This window comes from Pseudomonas sp. A-RE-22, assembly GCF_019956035.1.
Lineage (GTDB): Bacteria > Pseudomonadota > Gammaproteobacteria > Pseudomonadales > Pseudomonadaceae > Aquipseudomonas > Aquipseudomonas brassicacearum.
In genome coordinates this window covers 52,118-73,027 of the sequence record NZ_JAHBCZ010000021.1, presented here as the reverse complement: position 1 = coordinate 73,027, position 20,910 = coordinate 52,118, and the positions used below count along the sequence as shown (strand labels likewise).

At 63.3% G+C, this 20,910-nt stretch carries 18 protein-coding genes; 4 read left to right on the top strand and 14 right to left on the bottom strand.

Annotated elements, in window-relative coordinates:
- Positions 1-339: 339 nt before the first annotated feature.
- The 13 genes from KGA89_RS12185 to KGA89_RS12125 all read right to left on the bottom strand — a co-directional run bounded on the left by KGA89_RS12185 (position 340) and on the right by KGA89_RS12125 (position 15,998).
- The gene (locus KGA89_RS12185; protein WP_038856293.1) at positions 340-1,419 is read right to left on the bottom strand and encodes a tartrate dehydrogenase; all 1,080 of its coding nucleotides are present in this window, start codon (positions 1,417-1,419) and stop codon (positions 340-342) included.
- Between the two features lie 40 nt (positions 1,420-1,459).
- On the bottom strand, positions 1,460-2,917 hold the full coding sequence (locus KGA89_RS12180) for an NAD-dependent succinate-semialdehyde dehydrogenase (RefSeq protein ID WP_003203184.1): 1,458 nt from the start codon (positions 2,915-2,917) through the stop codon (positions 1,460-1,462).
- A gap of 333 nt (positions 2,918-3,250) precedes the next feature.
- On the bottom strand, positions 3,251-4,408 hold the full coding sequence (gene argE / locus KGA89_RS12175; protein ID WP_003203187.1) for an acetylornithine deacetylase: 1,158 nt from the start codon (positions 4,406-4,408) through the stop codon (positions 3,251-3,253).
- Positions 4,405-5,559 (bottom strand): NAD(P)/FAD-dependent oxidoreductase, encoded by a 1,155-nt coding sequence (locus KGA89_RS12170; protein WP_003203190.1) that lies wholly within the window; start codon positions 5,557-5,559, stop codon positions 4,405-4,407. The genes argE and KGA89_RS12170 overlap by 4 nt, the downstream gene beginning before the upstream one ends.
- Positions 5,556-6,947 carry an NAD(P)/FAD-dependent oxidoreductase gene (locus KGA89_RS12165; protein WP_223471666.1) on the bottom strand — a complete coding sequence of 464 codons (1,392 nt, stop codon included), beginning with the start codon at positions 6,945-6,947 and terminating at the stop codon, positions 5,556-5,558. Before KGA89_RS12165 ends, KGA89_RS12170 begins: the two co-directional genes overlap by 4 nt.
- Complete coding sequence (locus KGA89_RS12160) at positions 6,929-7,237, bottom strand: (2Fe-2S)-binding protein (RefSeq protein WP_003203193.1); 309 nt, start codon at positions 7,235-7,237, stop codon at positions 6,929-6,931. The genes KGA89_RS12165 and KGA89_RS12160 overlap by 19 nt, the downstream gene beginning before the upstream one ends.
- On the bottom strand, positions 7,234-9,078 hold the full coding sequence (locus KGA89_RS12155; RefSeq protein ID WP_223471665.1) for an ABC transporter ATP-binding protein: 1,845 nt from the start codon (positions 9,076-9,078) through the stop codon (positions 7,234-7,236). The genes KGA89_RS12160 and KGA89_RS12155 overlap by 4 nt, the downstream gene beginning before the upstream one ends.
- A gap of 1 nt (position 9,079) precedes the next feature.
- Positions 9,080-9,955: an ABC transporter permease gene (locus tag KGA89_RS12150; RefSeq protein WP_027912020.1), complete on the bottom strand. Its 876-nt coding sequence runs from the start codon at positions 9,953-9,955 to the stop codon at positions 9,080-9,082.
- The gene (locus KGA89_RS12145) at positions 9,952-10,908 is read right to left on the bottom strand and encodes an ABC transporter permease (protein ID WP_003203201.1); all 957 of its coding nucleotides are present in this window, start codon (positions 10,906-10,908) and stop codon (positions 9,952-9,954) included. The genes KGA89_RS12150 and KGA89_RS12145 overlap by 4 nt, the downstream gene beginning before the upstream one ends.
- Before the next feature lie 43 nt (positions 10,909-10,951).
- Positions 10,952-12,595: an ABC transporter substrate-binding protein gene (locus tag KGA89_RS12140; RefSeq protein ID WP_003203203.1), complete on the bottom strand. Its 1,644-nt coding sequence runs from the start codon at positions 12,593-12,595 to the stop codon at positions 10,952-10,954.
- Between the two features lie 85 nt (positions 12,596-12,680).
- A complete protein-coding gene (locus tag KGA89_RS12135) occupies positions 12,681-13,955 on the bottom strand; it encodes an NAD(P)/FAD-dependent oxidoreductase (protein ID WP_095963297.1) in 1,275 nt (424 codons plus the stop codon).
- Positions 13,956-13,991: 36 nt separating this feature from the next.
- Positions 13,992-14,660: a haloacid dehalogenase type II gene (locus KGA89_RS12130; protein WP_003203206.1), complete on the bottom strand. Its 669-nt coding sequence runs from the start codon at positions 14,658-14,660 to the stop codon at positions 13,992-13,994.
- Between the two features lie 453 nt (positions 14,661-15,113).
- Positions 15,114-15,998, bottom strand: coding sequence for a LysR family transcriptional regulator (locus tag KGA89_RS12125; protein WP_003203208.1), 885 nt, complete (start codon positions 15,996-15,998; stop codon positions 15,114-15,116).
- Positions 15,999-16,093: 95 nt separating this feature from the next.
- Here KGA89_RS12125 and KGA89_RS12120 point away from each other — a divergent pair, with 95 nt between their 5' ends.
- The 4 genes from KGA89_RS12120 (at position 16,094) to KGA89_RS12105 (ending at position 20,450) form a co-directional block, all read left to right on the top strand.
- Entirely contained in the window at positions 16,094-17,230 is a 1,137-nt protein-coding gene (locus tag KGA89_RS12120) for a DSD1 family PLP-dependent enzyme (protein ID WP_223471664.1), read from the top strand.
- Positions 17,220-17,618 carry a RidA family protein gene (locus tag KGA89_RS12115; protein WP_003203211.1) on the top strand — a complete coding sequence of 133 codons (399 nt, stop codon included), beginning with the start codon at positions 17,220-17,222 and terminating at the stop codon, positions 17,616-17,618. The genes KGA89_RS12120 and KGA89_RS12115 overlap by 11 nt, the downstream gene beginning before the upstream one ends.
- Positions 17,615-18,796, top strand: coding sequence for an NAD(P)/FAD-dependent oxidoreductase (locus KGA89_RS12110; RefSeq protein ID WP_223471663.1), 1,182 nt, complete (start codon positions 17,615-17,617; stop codon positions 18,794-18,796). Before KGA89_RS12115 ends, KGA89_RS12110 begins: the two co-directional genes overlap by 4 nt.
- A gap of 205 nt (positions 18,797-19,001) precedes the next feature.
- A complete protein-coding gene (locus KGA89_RS12105; protein WP_223471662.1) occupies positions 19,002-20,450 on the top strand; it encodes an aldehyde dehydrogenase family protein in 1,449 nt (482 codons plus the stop codon).
- Between the two features lie 5 nt (positions 20,451-20,455).
- On the opposite strand, the gene KGA89_RS12100 is transcribed toward KGA89_RS12105, so the two are convergent.
- A complete protein-coding gene (locus KGA89_RS12100; RefSeq protein WP_223471661.1) occupies positions 20,456-20,848 on the bottom strand; it encodes a GFA family protein in 393 nt (130 codons plus the stop codon).
- Positions 20,849-20,910 lie beyond the last annotated feature (62 nt).

Sequence of the window (20,910 nt, the reverse complement as noted above, 5' to 3'; positions counted from 1 at the left end):
AGTGGAGAGGTGAGTGGCAGCATGGGCTCCCACACGTGCTTTAAGCACTTCGGGCGTTCAGCTTGCCGCCCACCGCTCTCACCTTCAGTCTAATCGCAGCGCAAGACACAAGCGGGCTTGCTCGCGATGGCGGCGGCACAGCCAACATCACCACTAGCTGATCCACCGCTATCGCGAGCAAGCTTTGCTCCCACAACGGGTTGCGGGTGGAGGTGAAATCTGCGGCCAACCGAGAACCCAATGTGGGAGCGAGCAAGGTTTTTTGGCGGGTGGCGGCGGATCAGCAAAAAAAAGCCCGCAGTGTGAGCGGGCAAAAGGTGTCGCAGGTTAGATCGAGCCTCAGAGCACGGCGGCGATGGCCCGGCCAACATCCTGGGTCGAGCCTTGTCCACCCAGGTCGGGGGTGATGGGGCCTTCGGCGATTACTTGTTCGATGGCCTTGAGAATCCCATCATGGGCCGCGCGGTAGCGTTCATCGCCGTTACCCAGGAAATCGAGCATCAAGGCGCCGGACCAGATCATCGCGATCGGGTTGGCGATGTTCTGCCCATAGATATCCGGCGCCGAACCATGCACCGGTTCGAACAGCGATGGGTAGCGGCGCTCCGGATCGAGGTTGGCCGACGGTGCGATGCCAATGGTGCCGGCACAGGCCGGGCCCAGGTCGGAGAGGATGTCGCCGAACAGGTTCGACGCCACCACCACATCAAACCGGTCCGGCTGCAAAACAAAGCGAGCGCACAGGATGTCGATGTGTTGCTTGTCCCACTTCACATCCGGGTACTGCTCGGCCATCAATGCCGTGCGCTCGTCCCAATACGGCATGCTGATGGAGATGCCGTTGGACTTGGTGGCCGCTGTCAGGCGTTTGCGCGGTCGGGTCTGGGCCAGGTCGAAGGCGAACTTCAGGATGCGGTCGACGCCTCGGCGGGTGAACACCGACTCCTGCAGCACGAACTCATGCTCGGTGCCTTCGAACATCTTGCCGCCGATGGAGGAGTATTCGCCCTCGGTGTTTTCACGGATCACCACGAAGTCGATGTCCCCCGCCTTGCGCCCGGCCAGGGGACACGGCACGCCCGGAAACAGCCGCACCGGGCGGATGTTCACGTACTGGTCGAAGTCGCGGCGGAACTTGAGCAACGAGCCCCACAGGGAAATATGATCCGGCACCTTGTCCGGCCAACCCACGGCGCCGAAGTAGATCGCGTCGAAGCCCTTGAGTTGTTCGAACCAGTCGGAGGGCATCATCTGCCCGTGCTCCAGGTAGTAATCGCAATGGGCCCAATCGAGCACTTCGATGTCCAGCGACAACTGCCACTTTTTCGCGGCTTGCTCCAGTACCCGCAGCCCTTCCGGCAGGACTTCCTTACCGATGCCATCGCCGGCAATCGCAGCGATTCGAAATGGTTTGCTCATCAATCGTGGCTCCCTGGTGTCTGTTCAAATGACGGTCGCATCACAACCCACCGATGTGGAAGGCTTTGACTTCAAGGTACTCGTCCAGGCCGTACTTGCTGCCTTCGCGCCCCAGGCCCGACTGCTTGATGCCGCCGAAGGGCGCGACTTCCATGGAGATAAGCCCGGTATTGAGTCCGACCATGCCGAACTCCAGCGCCTCGCCGAAACGCCATGAGCGGCGCAGGTCCTGGGTGAAGTAATAAGCGCCCAGGCCATAAGGCGTGGCATTGGCCAGGGCCAGGGCCTGCTCTTCAGTAGTAAAGCGCATCAGCGGAGCCACCGGGCCGAAGGTTTCTTCGTTGGCCAGCAACATCCCGGCGTGGGCCTCCCCCAATACCGTTGGCTGGACAAACTGACTGTCGCCCTCGGGGACACCGCCACAGAGCAGACGCGCGCCCTGGCTCAACGCATCGTCGATGTGCCGGGCGACTTTGTTCACCGCAGCGAGGTTGATCAGCGGGCCGATCATCACGTCAGCCTCCAGCCCATTGCCGACCTTGAGCTTGCCCACCTCCTCTACCAGGCGCGCGGCGAAGCGTTCGTAGATACCGTCCTGCACCAGGATGCGGTTGGCGCAGACGCAGGTCTGGCCGGCGTTGCGAAACTTGCTGAGCATGATGCCGGCCACCGCCTGCTCCAGGTCTGCATCGTCAAACACGATGAACGGCGCGTTGCCGCCCAGCTCCAGGCTCAAGCGCTTGATGTGCTCGGCGCTCTGGCGCATCAGCAAGCGCCCGACCGCCGTAGAGCCGGTAAAGGAAATCTTGCGTACCGTCGGGTTGCCGGTCAGCTCTTCGCCGATACCGGCCGGCATGCCCGTCACGACATTGAACACGCCGGCCGGAATCCCGACCCGCTCGGCCAACACCGCCAGGGCCAAGGCCGACAAGGGGGTCAGGTCCGAGGGTTTGACGATGACCGGGCAGCCGGCCGCCAAGGCCGGAGCGCACTTGCGGGTGATCATCGCATTGGGGAAATTCCATGGGGTGATCGCGGCACAGACACCCACCGGCTGCTTGAGCGTAAGCAGGCGTCGGTCGCCGCTGGGCGCCGGGATGGTCTCGCCATAGACCCGACGGGCCTCTTCGGCAAACCATTTGGCGAAACCGGCCCCGTAGCGGATTTCACCTTTGGCTTCGTTCAACGGCTTGCCCTGTTCACAGGTCATGATCAGCGCGAGGTCGTCGAGGTTGTCCATCATGGCTTGATACCAGCGCTCCAACAGCGCTGCACGCTCCGCCGCCGGACGCGCGCGCCACGCTGGCCAGGCGCGCTCGGCGGCCTCGATGGCACGCCGGGTTTCCACGCCTTGCATCGCCGGTACACGGGCGAGCACCTGACCGGTGGCCGGGTCAATGACGTCAAGGGTGGCGGCGTTGTCGGCGCCGATCCACTGGCCGTCGATGTAAGCGAGTTCTGCCAACAGGCTGGGGTCTTTCAATCGATTCTTGAGCATGGTCGCGTCCTGTTCCGAGGTGATTCCAGTCTAAGGAGATGCCACGGGGCAGGATGCTGAAAGCGGGGTTTGGGCAGTGTTGGATGCTGAAGTTTCGAGGTGGGACGGCAGGCTCTACCGAGGCCCCAGGCTAAGCACCGAACACTGAACACTGAACACTGAATACTGAATACTGAATACTGTGGGAGCAAAGCTTGCTCGCGATGGCGGTGGATCAGGCGACATCGATCAAGACCGTGTCATCGTTCATCGCGAGCAAGCTTTGCTCCCACAGGTGTGCTCCCATAGGTGTGTTCCCACAGGTGTGCTCCCACCTTTTGTTTTGTGCAGGGCTTAGATTTTCAGCGAGCCGAGCAACCCTTCCAGAAACCGCTCCCCGGCCTCCATCTGGCTGATCTCGATGAACTCGTCGGGCTTGTGCGCCTGTTCGATCGAGCCTGGGCCACAGACCACCACGGGCACGTCCAGGCGCTGCTTGAACAGGCCGCCTTCGGTGCCGAAGGAGACCTTGGCGGTGCCGGTGTCCGGGGTGGCGAAGTTTTTCAGGAAGCGCACGGCTTCGACGCTCGGATGGGTGTCGAGGCCCGGATAGACGTTGAGGGTTTCGATCTCGATGTCCGCGACGCTGGAGAGCTTTTTCGCCTCGCGCACAATCACCTCGGCGCGCTCGCGCAGTTGCTCCAGGAACAGGTCCAGATCGTCGTCCGGCAAATTGCGCACTTCGAAATCCAGGGTGCACAGGTTCGGCACGATGTTCAGTGCCTTGCCGCCGACAATCTGCCCGACATGCACGGTGCTGTAGGGCACATCGTAATCCGCGTCCTGGGCGCCTTGTTCCTGCAATTGCTGCTGGCTCTGGCGCAACGCCGCGATGAAATCGCAGGCCACGTGAATCGCATTGACCGAGCGCGGTGCCAGCGATGAGTGCGCTTCCAGGCCGCGACAGTAGGTGCGATAGGAGCCCTTGCCCTTGTGGCCGAGCACGAACTGCATGTTGGTCGGCTCGCCAATCACACACAGAAACGGTCGCACCGGCGCCAGGTGCAGCACATCGAGCAAGCGCCGCACCCCCACGCAACCGATCTCTTCGTCATGGGAAAGCGCCAGTTGCAATGGCCGGTTCAAGGAGTGGTCAGCGGCATCGAGCATGGCGTCGATGGCCAGCGCAATGAAACCTTTCATGTCACAACTGCCACGCCCGTACACCCGTCCATCGCGCACGGTCGCCTGGAACGCCGGAACGGTCCAGGCCTGCCCCGCCGCCGGCACCACGTCGGTGTGGCCGGACAGCAGGACCCCGGGCAACTCACGCGGACCGGTGCTGGCGAACAGGTTGGCCTTCTTGCCGCTCTCATCCTTGACGATCAGCGACTCGATACCCTTGCTCAGCAACAGCTCGCGCACGTACTCGATCAGGGCCAGGTTCGATTCTGAAGAGACCGTTTCAAACGCCAGCAGGCGTTCGAAAATGGCTAACACGCGGGGTTTCATGAGGCCTTGCTCCGTTGCTCGGCGGAAAGGGCGAACCGGCGGATGGAGAACGGCTCGATGAAGGTTCGAGTGCTGCCGGTGCTGATCAGTTCAGCCATGACATCGCCAACGCCCGGACCGAGCTGGAAGCCATGGCCGCTGAAGCCGAACGCATAGTACAAGCCATCGACGTTGCCACTGGGCCCCATCACCGGCAGGGAATCGGGCAGGTAGCCTTCGATGCCGCTCCACACGCGGATGATGTTGAGATTGCCGACACCCGGCAGCAGGCGACGCATCTGGTCCAGTTGGTTGAGGATGCTGCGCGGCTCGACATAGGCCCGGCGGTTGAGCATGTCCGGCTTGCAACGATAGCCGCCGCCGATGACGATATTGCCCCGGGGAATCTGGCGAAAATAGATCACTTCTTCAGGAATCTTGGTGTACACGCCGATCACCGTCGGCAAGGCATAAGGCACCGGTTCGGTGACGGCCATCTGCGGTCCGTTGGGCTCCAGCGGCACTGGCTCGCCGAACTGCGCCGAGAGCTTCTGGCCCCAGGCGCCCGCAGTAATCAACAGTTGCGCGGCGCTGAACTGACGACCATCGGTGGTGCTGATGCTGAACCCGTCACCGACCTTCTGCACCTCGGCCACCTCGGTGCGTTCCTCGATGCGCGCACCGAGTCGCCGCGCCGCCCGGGCAAACGCCGGGGCGGCCAGACGCGGATTGGCGTGACCGTCGTGGGGCGCATAGGAGCCGCCCTTGACGTCCTTGCCGAGAAACGGAAAACGCGCATGCAGCTCGCTGCCGCGATAGATCTGCAAGTCCAGTTGCGCCGCTTCCGGTGCCGCTGCGTAAGCCTCAAGCTCGGGTATTTCATCCTCGCGATAACACACGCGCATGTGCCCACTGGCGATGAACTCCAGGTCGTCGTCGATCAGCTCCGGCAAGCGTTTCCACAGCGCCCAGGACCGGTTCGCCAGTTCCAGTTGCCCGAGAAAACGCCCCTGGCGCCGCACGTTGCCGAAGTTCACGCCGCTGGCGTACTGCCCGATCTGGTCACGCTCCAGCAGGATCACCGACTGCCCCCGTTGGCGCAGGAAAAACGCTGCCGCCGAACCCATCAGGCCGCCGCCGACAATCACCACATCGGCTTTATTCAGCGTCATGGCGTCACCTCCCGAGTGAGCATCGAAAGTGGTTTCACGGGGGCCTGACCACGCTGGCGCCCCACCTCCTGCACTTGAACACCCGCTGCTGCCGCAATCACTTCGGCCCCGGCCTGGGAGCAATAACGCCCCTGGCAGCGGCCCATGCCGACCCGGCTGAACGCCTTGGCCCGGTTGACTTCACAGGCGCCCTTTTCGCTGACCGTGCGGCGCAGTTCGCCGGCGCTGATCATCTCGCAGCGGCAAACGATGGCCTCGTCCGGCAAGGCCTTGGCTTGTGCCGCTGGCCAGGGAAACGCCTGGGCCAGGCCGAGGCGAAACGCATCCATTACCTTGAGCGCCTGGCGCTGTTCGGCGACGAGTGCGGCGTCCACCGGCTGCTGCAGGTCGCTCAACAACGCCAAGGCGACCAGGCGCCCGGCATGCTCGGCTGCATCGGCGCCACGGATCTTCGAACCATCACCGGCGGCGTAGACACCGCTGACCGAGGTCCGCCCCTCCTCGTCCGTGTCCAGCAGCCATTGGCTGGAGACCTCGTCAAAGCGCAGGCGGCAGCCCGCCAGGTCGGCCAGTTGGGTTTCCGGGCGCAAGTGATAACCCAGCGCCACCGCGTCGCACGCCACCGTCAAGGTTTCCCCGCTCGCGCTACGAACCCGCACGCCGCTGACACCGGTGGTCGCCTCGCCCAGAATTTGCAGCGGCGAAATACCCAAGTGCACAGCAATCTTCGCCCGGTACAACTGCGCCAACAGTTTCATGCCGGTGAGCAGCAAGCTCGGGCGCGCCATGAGTTTGGGCAAGGCTTTGATGCGCTGGCCCAGCGGCGATGTGTCCAGCACTGCCGCGACGTTGGCGCCGGCCTTGAGGTATTGGCTGGCGACCAGATACAGCAACGGTCCGCTGCCCATGAACACCACGCGGTGGCCGATGGAAACCGCCTGGGTCTTCAAGGCGATCTGCGCGCCGCCGAGGCTGTAGGTACCGCCCAACTGCCAGCCCTCGATGGGCATCAGGCGGTCGGTGGCGCCGGTGCAGAGGATCAGCGCGTCGTAATCCACCGTCGTGTGCTGGCCCTGGCTGACGCAGCACAATTGCCCGGGTGTCAGGTTCCACACCAGGGTGTCCGGACGGTAGTCGATCTGCGGGCGCAAGCGGTCGAAGCTTTCGTGCAGGTCACGGGCCTTGTCCGCCTCGGTGCCGTACAGCGTGGCGTAGCTGCGGGTGAACCCTTCGGGCTGGCGCCGGTAGATCTGCCCGCCATCGCGACGGTTTTCGTCGAGCAGGATCGGCTTGAAGCCCGCAGCGACCAGGGTCTGGGCGCAACGGACGCCGGCCGGTCCGGCGCCGACAATGACGACTCGATGCGTGTTCAGCCGCGCAGTGGCCATATCGCCTCCGGTTGTTGAGTAATGATGTCCAGCCCTTCGCGCACTTCATTGGAGCAAGCTCGCAGGCGCTCGCCGCCGCGGGTCCAGACCCAGCAATCCTGGCAGGCGCCCATCAGGCAGAAACCGGCCCGGCTGCCCGGATCGAATTCCGACTGGCGCAACGCCGGGCCGTGGGTCAGCAATGCGACCATCAGGGTGTCGCCCTGCAACGCCTCGACCGAGACGCCATCCACTTTCAATTTGACGACGGGCCGGCCCTTTTCGGCCAACCTCACGAAACGCGCGTTCATGCGTAGGCTCCCACGATCATGCTGTTTGAATCCTGTTGGCGCTTGAGCAACTCGGCACTGTCGTGATGACAGAGCACCTCGCTGCCGCCGTCGATAATCCGCCGGGGCGGCGCGGTGTGGTTGCACAGGCCGTCGACCCGCGCCGGGCAGCGATTGAGGAAGGTGCACAGCTCCGGCCCCTCCGCGCGCGCGCCCAACGCCGGCAGCGTGCCGCAGGTGGTGGCGCCACAACTTTCCAGCCAACCCTGACGCATCTCCGGTACCGAGTGGATCAGCAGGTCGGTGTAGGGATGGAACGGCGCCTGGGCGAACGATTGCCGGCTACCCTCTTGAACCTTATGGCCGCTGTACATCACCACAATGTCGTCGCACAGCGCCCGCACCGTGGAGATGTCATGGCTGATGAACAAGTAGGACACCCCCAGTTGCTGGCGCAGGTCGCGCAGCAGTTCGAGAATCGCCGCGCCGACCACGGTGTCGAGGGCCGAGGTCACTTCATCGCACAGGATCAGGTCTGGTTTGGCCGCCAGCGCCCGGGCCAGGTTGACCCGCTGTTTCTGTCCGCCGGAGAGTTCGCTCGGGCGGCGCTCGGCCATGTCCCGTGGCAGACGCACCAGGTCGAGCAATTCGCCGATACGCTCACGCAGCGCCGCGCCCTTGAGGCCGAAATACATCTTCAACGGCCGGCTCAGGATGGTGCTGATGCTGTGCATCGGGTTGAGCGCGGTGTCGGCGTTCTGGAACACCATTTGGATGCGCCGGAACTGTTCATCCGTGCGCTCGGACAGGCTGCCGCCCAGCGGCTGACCGTCAAACGTCAGCCCGCCCAGGGCCGGGGTCAACAGCCCGGCCACTACCCGCGCCAGGGTCGATTTGCCCGAGCCTGATTCACCAATCACGCCGATGGCCTGGCCCCTGCGCACGGTCAGGTCGATGTCTTCGAGCACCCGGATCGCCGGCATGCCGTGCTGGTTCTTGTTGCCGTAGCCAGCGGTCAGGCCCTTGATGGTCAGCAGCGGCGTGTCTTCGGCCACACCGCATGGCGGACGAATCGTCGTGTCCGGCCGTGCCGCCGCCAGCAGGCTGCGGGTGTAGGCGTGAGCCGGGCCCTTGAGCAGCGGCGCGGTGGCGCTCTGCTCGAAGATCTGCCCGCCGTTGAGCACCACGATCTGGTCGGCCATCTGCGCCACGACGGCCAGGTCGTGGGACACGTAGACCGCCGTCGCGCCACGTTCGCGCACCACCCGCTTGAACGCACGCAACACGTCGATCTGGGTGGTCACATCGAGGGCCGTGGTCGGCTCATCGAGCACCACCAGCAGCGGATCGCTGATCAGCGCCATGGCCGCCATCACTCGCTGCAGTTGCCCGCCGGACACTTGGTGGGGATAGCGTTGACCGATACGTTCGGGATCCGGCAGCGCCAGGTCGCGGAACAGTTCGATGGCCTTGGCTTCGAGCACGGCACGGCTGCCCAGGCCATGGATCAACGCGCCTTCCACCACTTGGTCGATGAGTTTCTTGGCCGGGTTGAACGCCGCCGCGGCGCTTTGGGCGATGTACGACACCCGATTGCCGCGCAGGCCTTGCAGCTCGCGCTCACTCAAGGCGAGCATGTCGTGCTCGCCAATCTGCACCACCCCACCCGCCAGGCGACAACCGCGCCGGGCATAACCGAGCAGCGCCAGGGCGATGGTGGTCTTGCCCGAACCGGACTCGCCGATCAGCGCCAGCACTTCACCTTTCTCCAGGGAGAAACTCACGCCCTTGACGATCTCCACCTCGCTGCGCTCGCCACAGGCGACCACACGCAGGTTCTCGACTCGGATCAACTGGCTCATATCAATGGCCTCCCGTACGTCGGTTGCGCCGCGAAGACAAGCGGTCGATAAACAGATTGACGCCGATGGTCAGGGTGCCGATGGCCAGGGCTGGAATCACGATGGCCGGCGCGCCCTGGTTGAGGCCGCCGATGTTTTCCCGCACCAGCGAACCCAGGTCGGCATCCGGCGGTTGCACGCCCAGGCCGAGGAAGCTCATGCCGCTGAGCAGCAGGACGATGAAGCCAAAACGCAGGCCCAGGTCGGTCAGCACCGGGTTGAGCATGTTCGGCAGAATTTCCACGCAGGCGATGTACAGCCGGCGTTCGCCACGGGTGCGGGCCACTTGCACGTATTCCAGGGCCTCGATGTTCACCGCCATGCTGCGGGCGATACGAAACGCCCCCGGCATGAAGCTGAGCACCGCCGTGCAGACCAGCAGGGTCACTGACGAGCCGAACGCCGAGACCATGATCAGCGCGAGCATCTTGCTCGGGATCGAAATGAAGGCATCCATCAGGCGGCTGATCAGCTCATCCAGCCACTTCGGCGAAACCACCGACAGCAACGCGCAACTGGTGCCCAGCCCACTGGCCAGCACCGCCGCCACCAACGCCAGGCCAACGGTAAACTGCGCGCCCACCAGAATGCGGCTGAGCATGTCGCGGCCCAGGTAATCGGTGCCCAGCGGATAAGCGGCACTGAGGTTGTCGAAGACATTGTCGGAGACCACTTCCCCCACCGGGTGCGGCGCCAGCCATGGCCCGAAGATAGCCACCAGCAACCAGATCACACACATCGCGGCGCCGATCAGGCCGAGCCAGGGGGTTTTGCGCGACACCTTGCCCAAGGCCAGTTCGGGCGCCGCAGGCGGGGATTTCACAATGAGATTGTTCATTGGTTTCTCAGCCTCGGATTGGACAGGATCGCGCACAGGTCAGCCACCAGCACCAACACCAGGTACGCCGTACAAAACAGCATGGTGCAGGCCTGGACCAACGCCATGTCGCGGTTGGTCACGGCATCGACCATCAGGCTGGCGATGCCGGGATAATTGAAAATCGTCTCGACGATCACCACCCCACCCAGCAGGTAGGACAGGCTCAGGGCGATGGCATTGGCGATCGGCCCGATGGCATTGGGCAAGGCATGGCGCAGCACCACCCGCACCGGGCTCACGCCTTTGAGGCGGGCCATTTCCACGTAGGGGCTGTCGAGTTGATCGATCACCGCCGCCCGGGTCATGCGCGCCATTTGCGCGACGATGACGCAGCACAGGGTCATCACCGGCAAGGCATAGGTGCGCATGAATTGCAGCGGCGAAGTGATCTCGCTGGAATAGGACAGCGCCGAAAGCCAGCCCAGGTTCACCGCGAAAATCAGCACGGCAAGGGTGGCGACCAGGAACTCCGGCACCGCCACCATCGTCAGGGTGAAGAAGCTCAGGAAGCCGTCGATGCGCCCTCCTCGCCCCATCGCCGAGCCGATGCCCAGGATCAACGCTACCGGCACCGACACCAGCGCCGTGGCCGCCGCCAGCATCAGCGTGTTGGGCACCCGGCCAGCCATCAACTCGCTGACCGGCGTGGCGTTGGAGATCGACACGCCCATGTCGCCGCTGAGCAGGCTCATCAACCAGTGCAGGTAGCGCAACACACCCGGTTGGTCCAGGCCCATCTTCACCCGCAGCGCCGCCACTTGCTCAGGCGTGGCGAACTGTCCAAGGGACTGTTGCGCCGCGTCTCCCGGCAACACCGCCGTAATGGCGAACACCACCATCGATACGATCAACAGGGTCACGACCGCAGCGCCCAGGCGCCGGCCGATCAACCAAAGTGTGTTGCTATTCATCGCCCTACCCCTTGTGCCATGTCACGCCGCAAGACAACACGCATCAAGCGTCAAGCCAGACTTGCTCAGCGAACATATAGCCCATGAAACCGCCCAGCGGGTTGGTGCCATAACCCTTGACGCGTTGGTCGACGCCATCGATGTTGCTGATGAACACCGGGATGCCGATGCCGCTGTGGTCATGCACCAGGGTCTGCATGTCGGCATACATCTGCCCGCGCTTGGCCTCATCGGTTTCACCACGAGCCTGGATCAGCAACTGGTCGAACTGCGGGTTTTTCCAGCCGGATTCGTTCCACGGTGCCGTGGACTGGAAGAACTGCGAGAACAACATGTCGGCGTTAGGCCGCGGGTTGATGTTGCCGAAGCTCAGCGGGTGCTTGGCCCAGTGGTTGGACCAATAGCCGTCGCTCGGCAGCCGATTGACGTTGAGCTTGAGCCCGGCCTCCTTGGCCGATTGCTGCAGCAGCACGGCAACGTCGACCGAACCGGTGGCGGCCGGCGAGCACATCACCGGCATGCTGATGTTTTCCATGCCGGCCTTCTTCAGCAGGAAACGGGCCTTCTCCGGATCGTAGGTCCGTTGCGGCAGGTCGGCGTTGTAGAAACGAGAGCCGGGCGCAATCGGATGGTCGTTACCGACCCTGGCGAACCCACGGAAGATCGCCGACTTGACCTGTTCGCGGTCCAGCAGCAGTTTCATCGCCTCGGTAAACTCCGGGCTCTGGCCGGGCATCTGGTCTTGGCGAATGATCAGGTCGGTGTAGTTACCCGACGGCGAATCCACCACGCGATGGGTGGTGCTGTCCTTGATGCGCGTGGTCGAGCGCGGGTTGACCTCATTGATGATCTGCACGTCGCCCGACAGCAACGCGTTGACCCGTGACGGTTCGTCACCGATGCCGATGAATTCGATTTCGTCGAGGTACGGCAGGCCAGGCTTCCAGTAGTTGGTGTTGCGCGCACCGATGGAACGCACCCCAGGCTTGAATTCCTTGACCTTGAACGGGCCGGTGCCGATGCCCTGGTTGAAGTCGCTGGTGCCCTCGGGGACGATCAACAGGTGGGATACGGCAAGGATCGACGGCAGCTCGGCATTCGGGCCGCTCAGGCGTATCTGCACTTCATGGGTGCCGGTAGCCTTGACCTCGGCAAACTGCTCGGCCAGCGGCAAGACCTTGGAACCGGTGATCGGGTCCTTGTGACGCATCAGGGAAAACACCACGTCGGCGGCGGTGAGGCCCTTGCCGTTGTGGAAGGTCACTTCCTTGCGCAGGGTAATCACCCAGAGCGTGGCGTCGGTGGTGTCCATGCGTTCGGCCAGTTCCAGTTGCGGCACCATGTGGCTGTCGAAACGCGTCAGGCCGTTGTAGAACATGTAATGACGCACGTAGTCCGTGGACGATGAGCCTTTGGCCGGGTCCAGGGTATCGGCGGTGGAACTGGAGATACCGGCGACCCGGATACGCCCGCCGGGCTTGCCTTTGCCGGGGCTTGCCTGCTCATCGGCAAGCAGCTTGCCGGCGGCACCGAACAGACTGCCGGCACCCGCCGCGGCTACACCGGCCAGCCCGAGCATCTGCAATGCATGGCGGCGCGACATGCCGCGGTTGAGCCCTTCGAAAACACGCAGACTTTCTGTACCGGTGATCAACTGGTCTTTGATGCCGTTTTTATTGTCACTCATGTCAGTTCTACCTTTCGGAAAATGATAGGGCTCGATTACGTGCGTTAACGCAACGTGGTTGAAACGCCAAACAACGCGGTGAAACTCAGTGCAGGTAGTCCTGCAAGCGGTAATACGCGCCGACCAGCGGCAAAAACCAAGGCTTGCCGAAGTGCCCGGGAATGGCCGGCCAATCCAGTTCGCGCCAAGGGTTGGCCTCGACCTTGCCGGCCATGACCTCGGCCATCACCTGCCCCATGTGCACCGACATCTGCACACCGTGGCCGCTGTAGCCCATGGAGTGATAAACCCCGCCATGCTGGCCGGCCCGGGGCAGGCGATCGGAGGTCATGTCCACCAGGCCGCCCCAGCAATAGTCGATCCGGGTGTTCGCCAACTGCGGGAACATCTGCACCATCGCCGCTTGCAGCACCTTGCCGCTCTTGGCGTCGGACACGCTGTCGGACATGGCAAACCGCGCACGACCGCCAAACAGCAAACGGTTGTCCGGGGTCAGGCGAAAGTAGTTACCGATCATGCGGCTGGTGACATAGGAGCGCCTGGCCGGCAGCAAGCTGTCGATCAGCGCCTGGGGCAGGACCTCGGTGGCAATCACGAAACTGCCCACCGGCACGATCCGCCGCCGATACCAGCCCAGGCCACCCTGCTGACAGGTACCGGTCGCCAGCAGGATCTGCGAGGCTTGCAGCGCCCCTTTGCTGGTGTTGACTCGATAACCGCCGGCACTGGCCTTCCAGTCCTGCACCGCCACGCCCTGGAAGATCAACGCACCGTGACGGGCGGCCGCTTCCGCCAGGCCTACGCCGAAACGCCCGACATGCATCTGCACGCCATTGCGCTGCAACAGGCCACCGTGAAACTGCGCCGAATTGACTTCCTCCCGCGTCTCCTGGGCCGACAGCAGCTCGACCTCGGCATCGACTTCCTTGCGGATCAACTCACAGGTGCGCGCCAACCCTTCGTAGTGCATCGGCTTGGCGGCCAGCTTGAGCTTGCCGTTGCGCTTGAGGTCGCAAGCAATCTGCTCTTGCTCCACCAGCGTCACGACGCTCTGCACGGCGCTTTCATAGGCTTGGTAATACGCCCGAGCCTTGTCGGCACCGAGGCTGGCGGTGAGTGCCGCGTAATCCTGGGCCACACCGGTACTGCAATGCCCGCCGTTGCGCCCTGACGCCTCGCCAATCACCCTGCCCGCTTCCAGCACCGCCACGCTGGCCCCCTTCAAGGCCAGGGCCCGCGCCGCCGCCAGGCCGGTGAAGCCGCCACCGACGATGGCGACATCGACCTGTCCGGGCAATCCGCCGAGTTGAGCACCGGTGAACGCCGGTGCGGTGTCGAGCCAATAGGACTCACTGCCCATGTCTAACCCCTTTCGCCTTCAAGCGTGCGTCGAGACTCAGAGCCCGACCAGCGCGGGCAACCCGCCGATGTCCGGGATCTGGTGGTAGCCAAAGGCAGCGTTGGCCGGATGCTCATGACCGCGGGCGACGAAGGCTTTGTGCTTGATCTTCATGTCGTGGGCCGACATCAGGTCGTAGCGGAAGCTCGACGACACATGCAGGACGTCTTCCGGTCCGCAGCCAAGGTTATCGAGCATGAACTCGAAGGCGGCCAGGCGCGGCTTGTAGGCCTGGGCCTGCTGGGCCGTGAAGACTTTATGGAAAGGTGCGCCGAGCTTGTCGACGTTGGACATGATCTGCTCGTCCATCGCGTTGGAAAAAATCACCAGGGGGATCTTGTCGGCGATTTTCGACAGGCCCGCCGGTACATCGGCGTGGGGGCCCCAGGTTGGCACGGCGTCGTAATAGAGCTGGCCTTCGCCACGATATTCGACGCCCCAACGCTTGCAGACCCGCATCAGGGAGGTCTTGATGATTTCATCATAGGGCCGCCAGTCACCCATCACCTGGTCCAGGCGATAAGCGGAGAAGTCCTTGACGAACTGGTCCATCTGCCCGGCGTCGACACGGTCGGCGAACAGCTCGCGGGTCATGGTGCCCATCTGGAAATTGGTCAACGTGCCGTAGCAGTCGAAGGTGATGTACTTGGGTCGAAGAAAGCTCATGAGTGCGGTCCTGGATTGTTGTTGAAGGCTCGACGAGGCGAACGATGGCGCCTTTCGTGAGGCATCGGTGCAACGCTGCATCACGTTTTCATTACAACACCATGAGACCGTGGATAAATCGTTAAAAATACCGGCCGCTTGGTACAAACCACCGTTTTGCGGGGCTCGCTCAGCAGACTTTGCGGGATGCTCCAGGCGTGGGCGTCGTGCCCGTGTTTCTGTGGGTTTGGGGGCATTTATGGTGCGCCAAACGGCTCTGCAAAGAGTTGTTTTCGGCAGAATCTACGCTTGGCGCAGCAGCTTCAGCATCCGCGGTGAATGGGCCGGCGTCATCGCGAGCAGGCTCGCTCCCACAGGGGGATGGTGGTGGACACCGGTTCAAGGAACGCCGCAGATCCATTGTGGGAGCGAGCTTGCTCGCGATGGCGGTGGTCGGTAGGAGCAGTGTCCTATTCAGACCTTCAGTTCGGCCTCCAGGAAGCTCACCAACGCCTGCACCCGCGCGCTGCGCAGTTTGCGCGAGGGCACCAGCAGGTTGATTGGGGCGCTGTCGAATTGCCAATCGGCGAGCACCCGTACCAGGCGGCCGTCGGCGATGGCTTTGCTGACGTCCCATTGCGAACGCAGCACCAGCCCCAGGCCCTGTTCGGCCCAGCGTCGGGCCACGCTGCCGTCGTTGCTCAACAAGGCAGGCTTGATCCGCAGGGTCTTGCGCCCGTGCGCATTGCGCAAGTGCCACAGGGTGACATCTTCATCGTTCTCACGAATACAGATGCAGCGATGCTCGGCGAGTTGCTCCGGCGCTAGCGGTGTGCCGTTCTGCTCCAGGTAAGCGGGACTGGCGCACAGCCATCGGTCATTTTGCGTGAGGGGTCGGGCGACCCACTGGCTGTCGCTCAGGTGACCGATGTGAATCACCGCATCGCTGTCATGACGGTCAGGCCAGGGCGTTTCCCGAAGATCCAGATGCAGGCATAGCTGCGGGTGCAACCTGGCAAAACGGGCCAGCAGCGGCGCGAGGCGTTGGCGTCCATAGCCGAACGGTGCCGCCAGCCTGAGAGTGCCGGCCAGTTGATCGTCTTGCTGCCTGAACGATTCGGGAAGCGCCTCCAGCTGTTCCAGCAATAGCGCACTCTGGCGCGAGAAACGCTCGCCGTCGGCGGTCAGGCTCAGCCGCCGGGCGTCGCGATTGGCCAGGGTCAGGCCCAGGAGCGTCTCCAGTTTGCGTAGGCGCATGGACAGCGCCGGCGGCGAAACATTGAGGGCCCTGGCAGCGGCGCTCAACGATTCGCAGCGTGCCAGCGTCACGGCCATGCGCAGGTCTTCGAGGCTGATCATTCAGTTCAACTTAATGATTGATGACAGCGCATTGAACCACGGCTTTACGACGACTGAGTAGAGTCGAGCCTGTCTTTCACCCGCGAGTCTCGTTCATGCCAGTCTCAATTTCTTCCCTCGATACCCCGGTCGCGCTCATCGATGTGCCGCGAATGCAGCGCAATATCCAGCGCATGCAACAACGCATGGACGCCTTGGGCGTGCGTTTGCGCCCGCACATCAAGACCAGCAAATGCCTGCCGGTGGTTCGGGCGCAGCTTGCAGCAGGCGCCAGCGCCATCACCGTGTCGACCCTTAAGGAAGCCGAGCATTGCTTCGCCGAAGGCATCCGCGACATCTTTTATGCCGTGTCCATGGCACCCGGCAAACTGGCCCAGGCCCTGACGCTGCGGCGCAAGGGCTGTCGATTGAGCATCTTGACCGATAGCCTGGCGGCGACGCAGGCCATCGTCGAGTTCGGCAGGCAGCACGACGAACGTTTCGAGGTCTGGATCGAGATCGATTGCGACGGTCATCGGTCCGGCGTGCGCGTTGAAGACGATGCACTTGTCGACATCGCGCGGCGACTCAGCGAAGGCGGCATGCAGCTTTGCGGCGTCATGACCCACGCCGGGTCCAGCTACGAGCTCGATACGCCCCAAGCGCTGCAAGCCTTGGCCGAACAAGAACGCCACCTCTGCGTCAGCGCCGCCCAACGCATCCGCGCAGCCGGGCTGGCCTGCCCCGAGGTCAGCATCGGCTCCACACCCACGGCACTCTCGGCGCAAAGCCTGGAAGGCGTTACTGAAGTGCGCGCCGGCGTCTATGTATTCTTCGACCTGGTGATGCACAACATCGGTGTTTGCCAGGCGGATGAGCTGGCCCTGAGCGTACTGACCACAGTCATCGGTCACCAGCCGGACAAAGGCTGGATCATCACCGATGCCGGCTGGATGGCCATGAGTCGTGATCGGGGTACGCAGCGCCAGCAACGGGATTTCGGGTATGGGCAAGTGTGCAGCGAAGCTGGCGACTGGATCGAAGGCGCCCTGCTCACCAGCGCCAACCAGGAGCACGGCATCGTCACCCTTTCCAGTCCCGCGGACATCGATATCACCGAGCGGTTTCCCATCGGCAGTCGCCTGCGCATCCTGCCCAACCACGCCTGCGCCACCGGTGCGCAATTCCCTGATTACCGCGCCTGCGATGCCTCGGGCGCGGTGCACACCTGGAGTCGTCTGCATGGCTGGTGAAATCGAGTTGATTCACACAACCCAGGCGGCCGCTGCGGGCGGACATTACGCCCAAGCGGTCTTGCACCAGGGCGTCTTGTACGTGTCCGGGCAACTGCCGATACGCACCGATGGCAGCCACAGCGTCGACCAACCGTTCGAAGTGCAAGCCGCCATCGCCCTGGACAACCTGATGGCGATTCTCGGCGCAGCAGGCCGCAGCCCCAGCGACCTGCTGAAAGTGACGGTCTATGTCGCCGGCATCGAACACTGGCCGGCTTTCGACCGGATCTACGCCCGCTATCTCGGCGAACACCGGCCTGCGCGCGCGGTGGTGCCCGTCCCCGCCTTGCACCATGGGTACCTGATCGAAATCGAAGCGCTGGCAGGGAGTGAGAGAACATCATGAAGCCAGAAAAAAGCGATGTACTGATTATCGGCGGCGGCATCATGGGGTCGGCGTCGACGTTTTTCCTGCGCCAGCGTGGGCACTCGGTGACCCTGCTGGAACGCGACCTGATCGGCCAATACGCCAGTGGCGTGAATTTCGGCAACGTGCGACGCCAAGGGCGATTCCTCGGCCAGCTGGAACTGTCGAATCGCTCGTACGGGTTGTGGAAACGGCTCCCCGAGTTGATTGGCGATGACCTGGAGTTCATCCCCAGCGGCCATATGCGCGTCTGTTATCGCGAGGACGAAATCGCCGAGCTTGAAGCCTACGCCGCCGCCCCCGAAGCCCGCGAACTGGACTTGCAGATCATCACCGGCAAGGCCTTGCACGCACGTTTCCCGTTCCTCGGCGCGCAGGTCAAGGGCGGCTCGTACGCCCCTCACGACGGCCACGCCAACCCGCGCCTGGCCGCCCCGGCATTTGCCCGCGCGGCGACACGGGCCGGGGCCAGCATCCGCGAGCGAACAGAAGTCGCCACGGTGCAAAAGGTGAATGACCAATTCCACGTGACCACCACCGACGGCCAGCTATTCATCGCCGAGCAACTGCTGATCACGGCGGGCGCGTGGGGGGCGAAGCTGTCCGAACAATTCGGCGAAGCGGTGCCGTTGGAAGCCAATGGCCCACAGATGTCGGTCACCGAGCCGGTGCCCTATGCCTTGCCGACCGTGATCGGCGTGTTCACCAAGATAAAGGAGGAGGTGATTTATTTCCGGCAGATCCCCCGAGGCAACCTCATCATCGGCGGCGGTAACCGCTGCAAACCGGACATGATCAACCGTCGCGCCTACTTCAAGCCCGAGAGCCTGCTCAACCAGATGCATCAGATGAGCCGCCTGCTGCCCGGGGTGGCGAACCTCAACATTATCCGGGTGTGGAGCGGCATCGAAAGCTATACGCCAGACTCGCTGCCGATCATGGGGCCAAGCGGCAAGATCAAGGGGTTGTTCTATGCCTTTGGGTTCTGCGGGCATGGCTTCCAGCTCGGCCCCGGCGTCGGCGACGTCATGGCCGAGCTGATCAGCACCGGCAGCACCCGCACCCTGATCAGCCCCTTTGATATTCGCCGGTTCACCGAACCGACCGCCCTGACAATGCCTCAGATGAGCACGCCTGGCACCGGCAGACTCATATGACACAAGCGACTGGGCGCCCTTTTTGCCCCGGACGGACGCTGCCACTTTTTTTGCCAAGTTAGCCCGGCAGATACAGCAGATTCTTCTTTGCCAGGCTTGAGAACGGCATATCCCATCCGGGCCGCTTTGTTAGTTTATCGAGAAGAAAAACGGCCTCAGGATCTGTCGCCGGCAGTGCTATCACCGCTCTATGGGAGCCCGTTGGATGACCACCCCCTTTTTGAACACCCCGCGCACGTCCCAGCAGTTTTATATCAATGGTGACTGGCAGTCTCCGGCATACCCGGCCACGCTGCCCGTGGTCAATCCCGCTACCGAGCAAGTCATTGCCGAGGTCGCCCGAGGGTCCGGCGAAGACGTTGACCGCGCCGTAGCGGCGGCTCGCGCAGCATTTCCCGGCTGGTCTTCGACTCCGGTGGATACCCGCGTGGCAATCCTGGGAAAGATCCATGGGCTGATCCTTGAACGCAAAGAAGAACTGGCCCAGGTGCTCTCGCTGGAAATGGGCGCGGCCATCGGCTTCGCACGGGCCATGCAAGTGCCGCTGGCCGCCGAACACGTTCGGGTGGCCCGCGATGTGCTGTCCACTTACAACTTCCAGAAGATTGAGCATGGCACGGCCATTCAACGCGAACCCATTGGCGTCTGCGGCCTCATCACGCCGTGGAACTGGCCGCTGTATCAAATCACCGCCAAAGTCGCCCCGGCGATTGCCGCCGGTTGCACGGTGGTGTTGAAACCCAGCGAACTGTCGCCCCTGAGCGCCCTTCTCTTCGCACAATTGGTACATGACGCAGGCCTGCCTGCCGGCGTCTTCAACCTGGTGAACGGCAGCGGTGCCGAGGTCGGTGCGGCCATGGCGGCGCATCCCGACATCGACCTGATCTCCATCACCGGCTCGAACCGCGCGGGCGCACTGGTGGCCCAGGCCGCCGCCCCTACGGTCAAGCGCGTTACCCAAGAGTTGGGCGGCAAGTCCCCGAACGTGCTGTTGCCCGACGCCGACTTCGCCAAGGCCGTGCCGCCGGGCGTGATGTCGGCATTTCGCAACGTCGGCCAATCGTGCAGCGCACCGACCCGAATGATCGTGCCAAGGAACCGCCTGGCGGAAGTCGAGGCGTTGGCTGCTGCCACCGCCGACGCGATCATCGTGGGCGATCCACAATTGGAAGCAACCGTGCTCGGTCCCATCGCCAACGAGGCCCAGTTCAATCGCGTGCAAGCCATGATCGAAGTGGGCATGAATGAAGGTGCCAAGCTTGTCTGCGGCGGCCCAGGACGCCCGGAGGGTCTCGAACAAGGCTTCTACACCCGCCCCACGGTTTTCTCGCAGGTCGACAGCGCCATGCGCATCGCCCAGGAAGAAATCTTCGGTCCGGTGCTGTGCATCATTGCCTATGACACGGTGGATGAAGCCGTCGCCATCGCCAACGACACCGTCTATGGGCTGGGCGCGCATGTCCAGGGCCAGGACCTTGATCTTGCCCGCGCCGTTGCATCGCGTATCCGCTCAGGGCAAGTGCTGTTGAACTACCCGGCGTGGAACCCGATGGCACCGTTCGGTGGCTACAAGCGTTCGGGCAATGGCCGTGAGTATGGGGTTCACGGGTTCGAGGAGTATCTGGAGATCAAGGCGATTGTCGGCTTCGAATGACCGCCCTACTCCTCAGCCCGCCCGGTGCCCTCACGGTCGTGCGCGTAATGTCGGGTGAGCGGAAACGCCGGCAGCCATGACTCGCGGCGCACGGTCCAGCTTTCGTAGGTGGGCATCAGTTGATCGGGGGCGTCCAGCGTCCCAAGGTGCACTTCTATTTCGTCACCCGAGCGGGCGAACAGCGACGAGCCGCAGCGGGGGCAGAAAAAGCGCCCGGCGTAATCCCGTGTTTCACCTTCGATCGTCACGGCATCCTGTGGAAACACAGCGGCAGCGTAGAAGAGCGCGCCGTGATGCTTGCGACAGTCGAGGCAGTGACAGAGGCCAACCCGATACGGACGGCCCGAGGCTTGGATACGAACGTTGCCGCACAGGCAACCGCCGGTGAATCGGTCCATGGAGGGCCTCCCTTACAACCGTTTAATAGGCCGTCGAGAACCCGCGAGCGACCGTTATCATT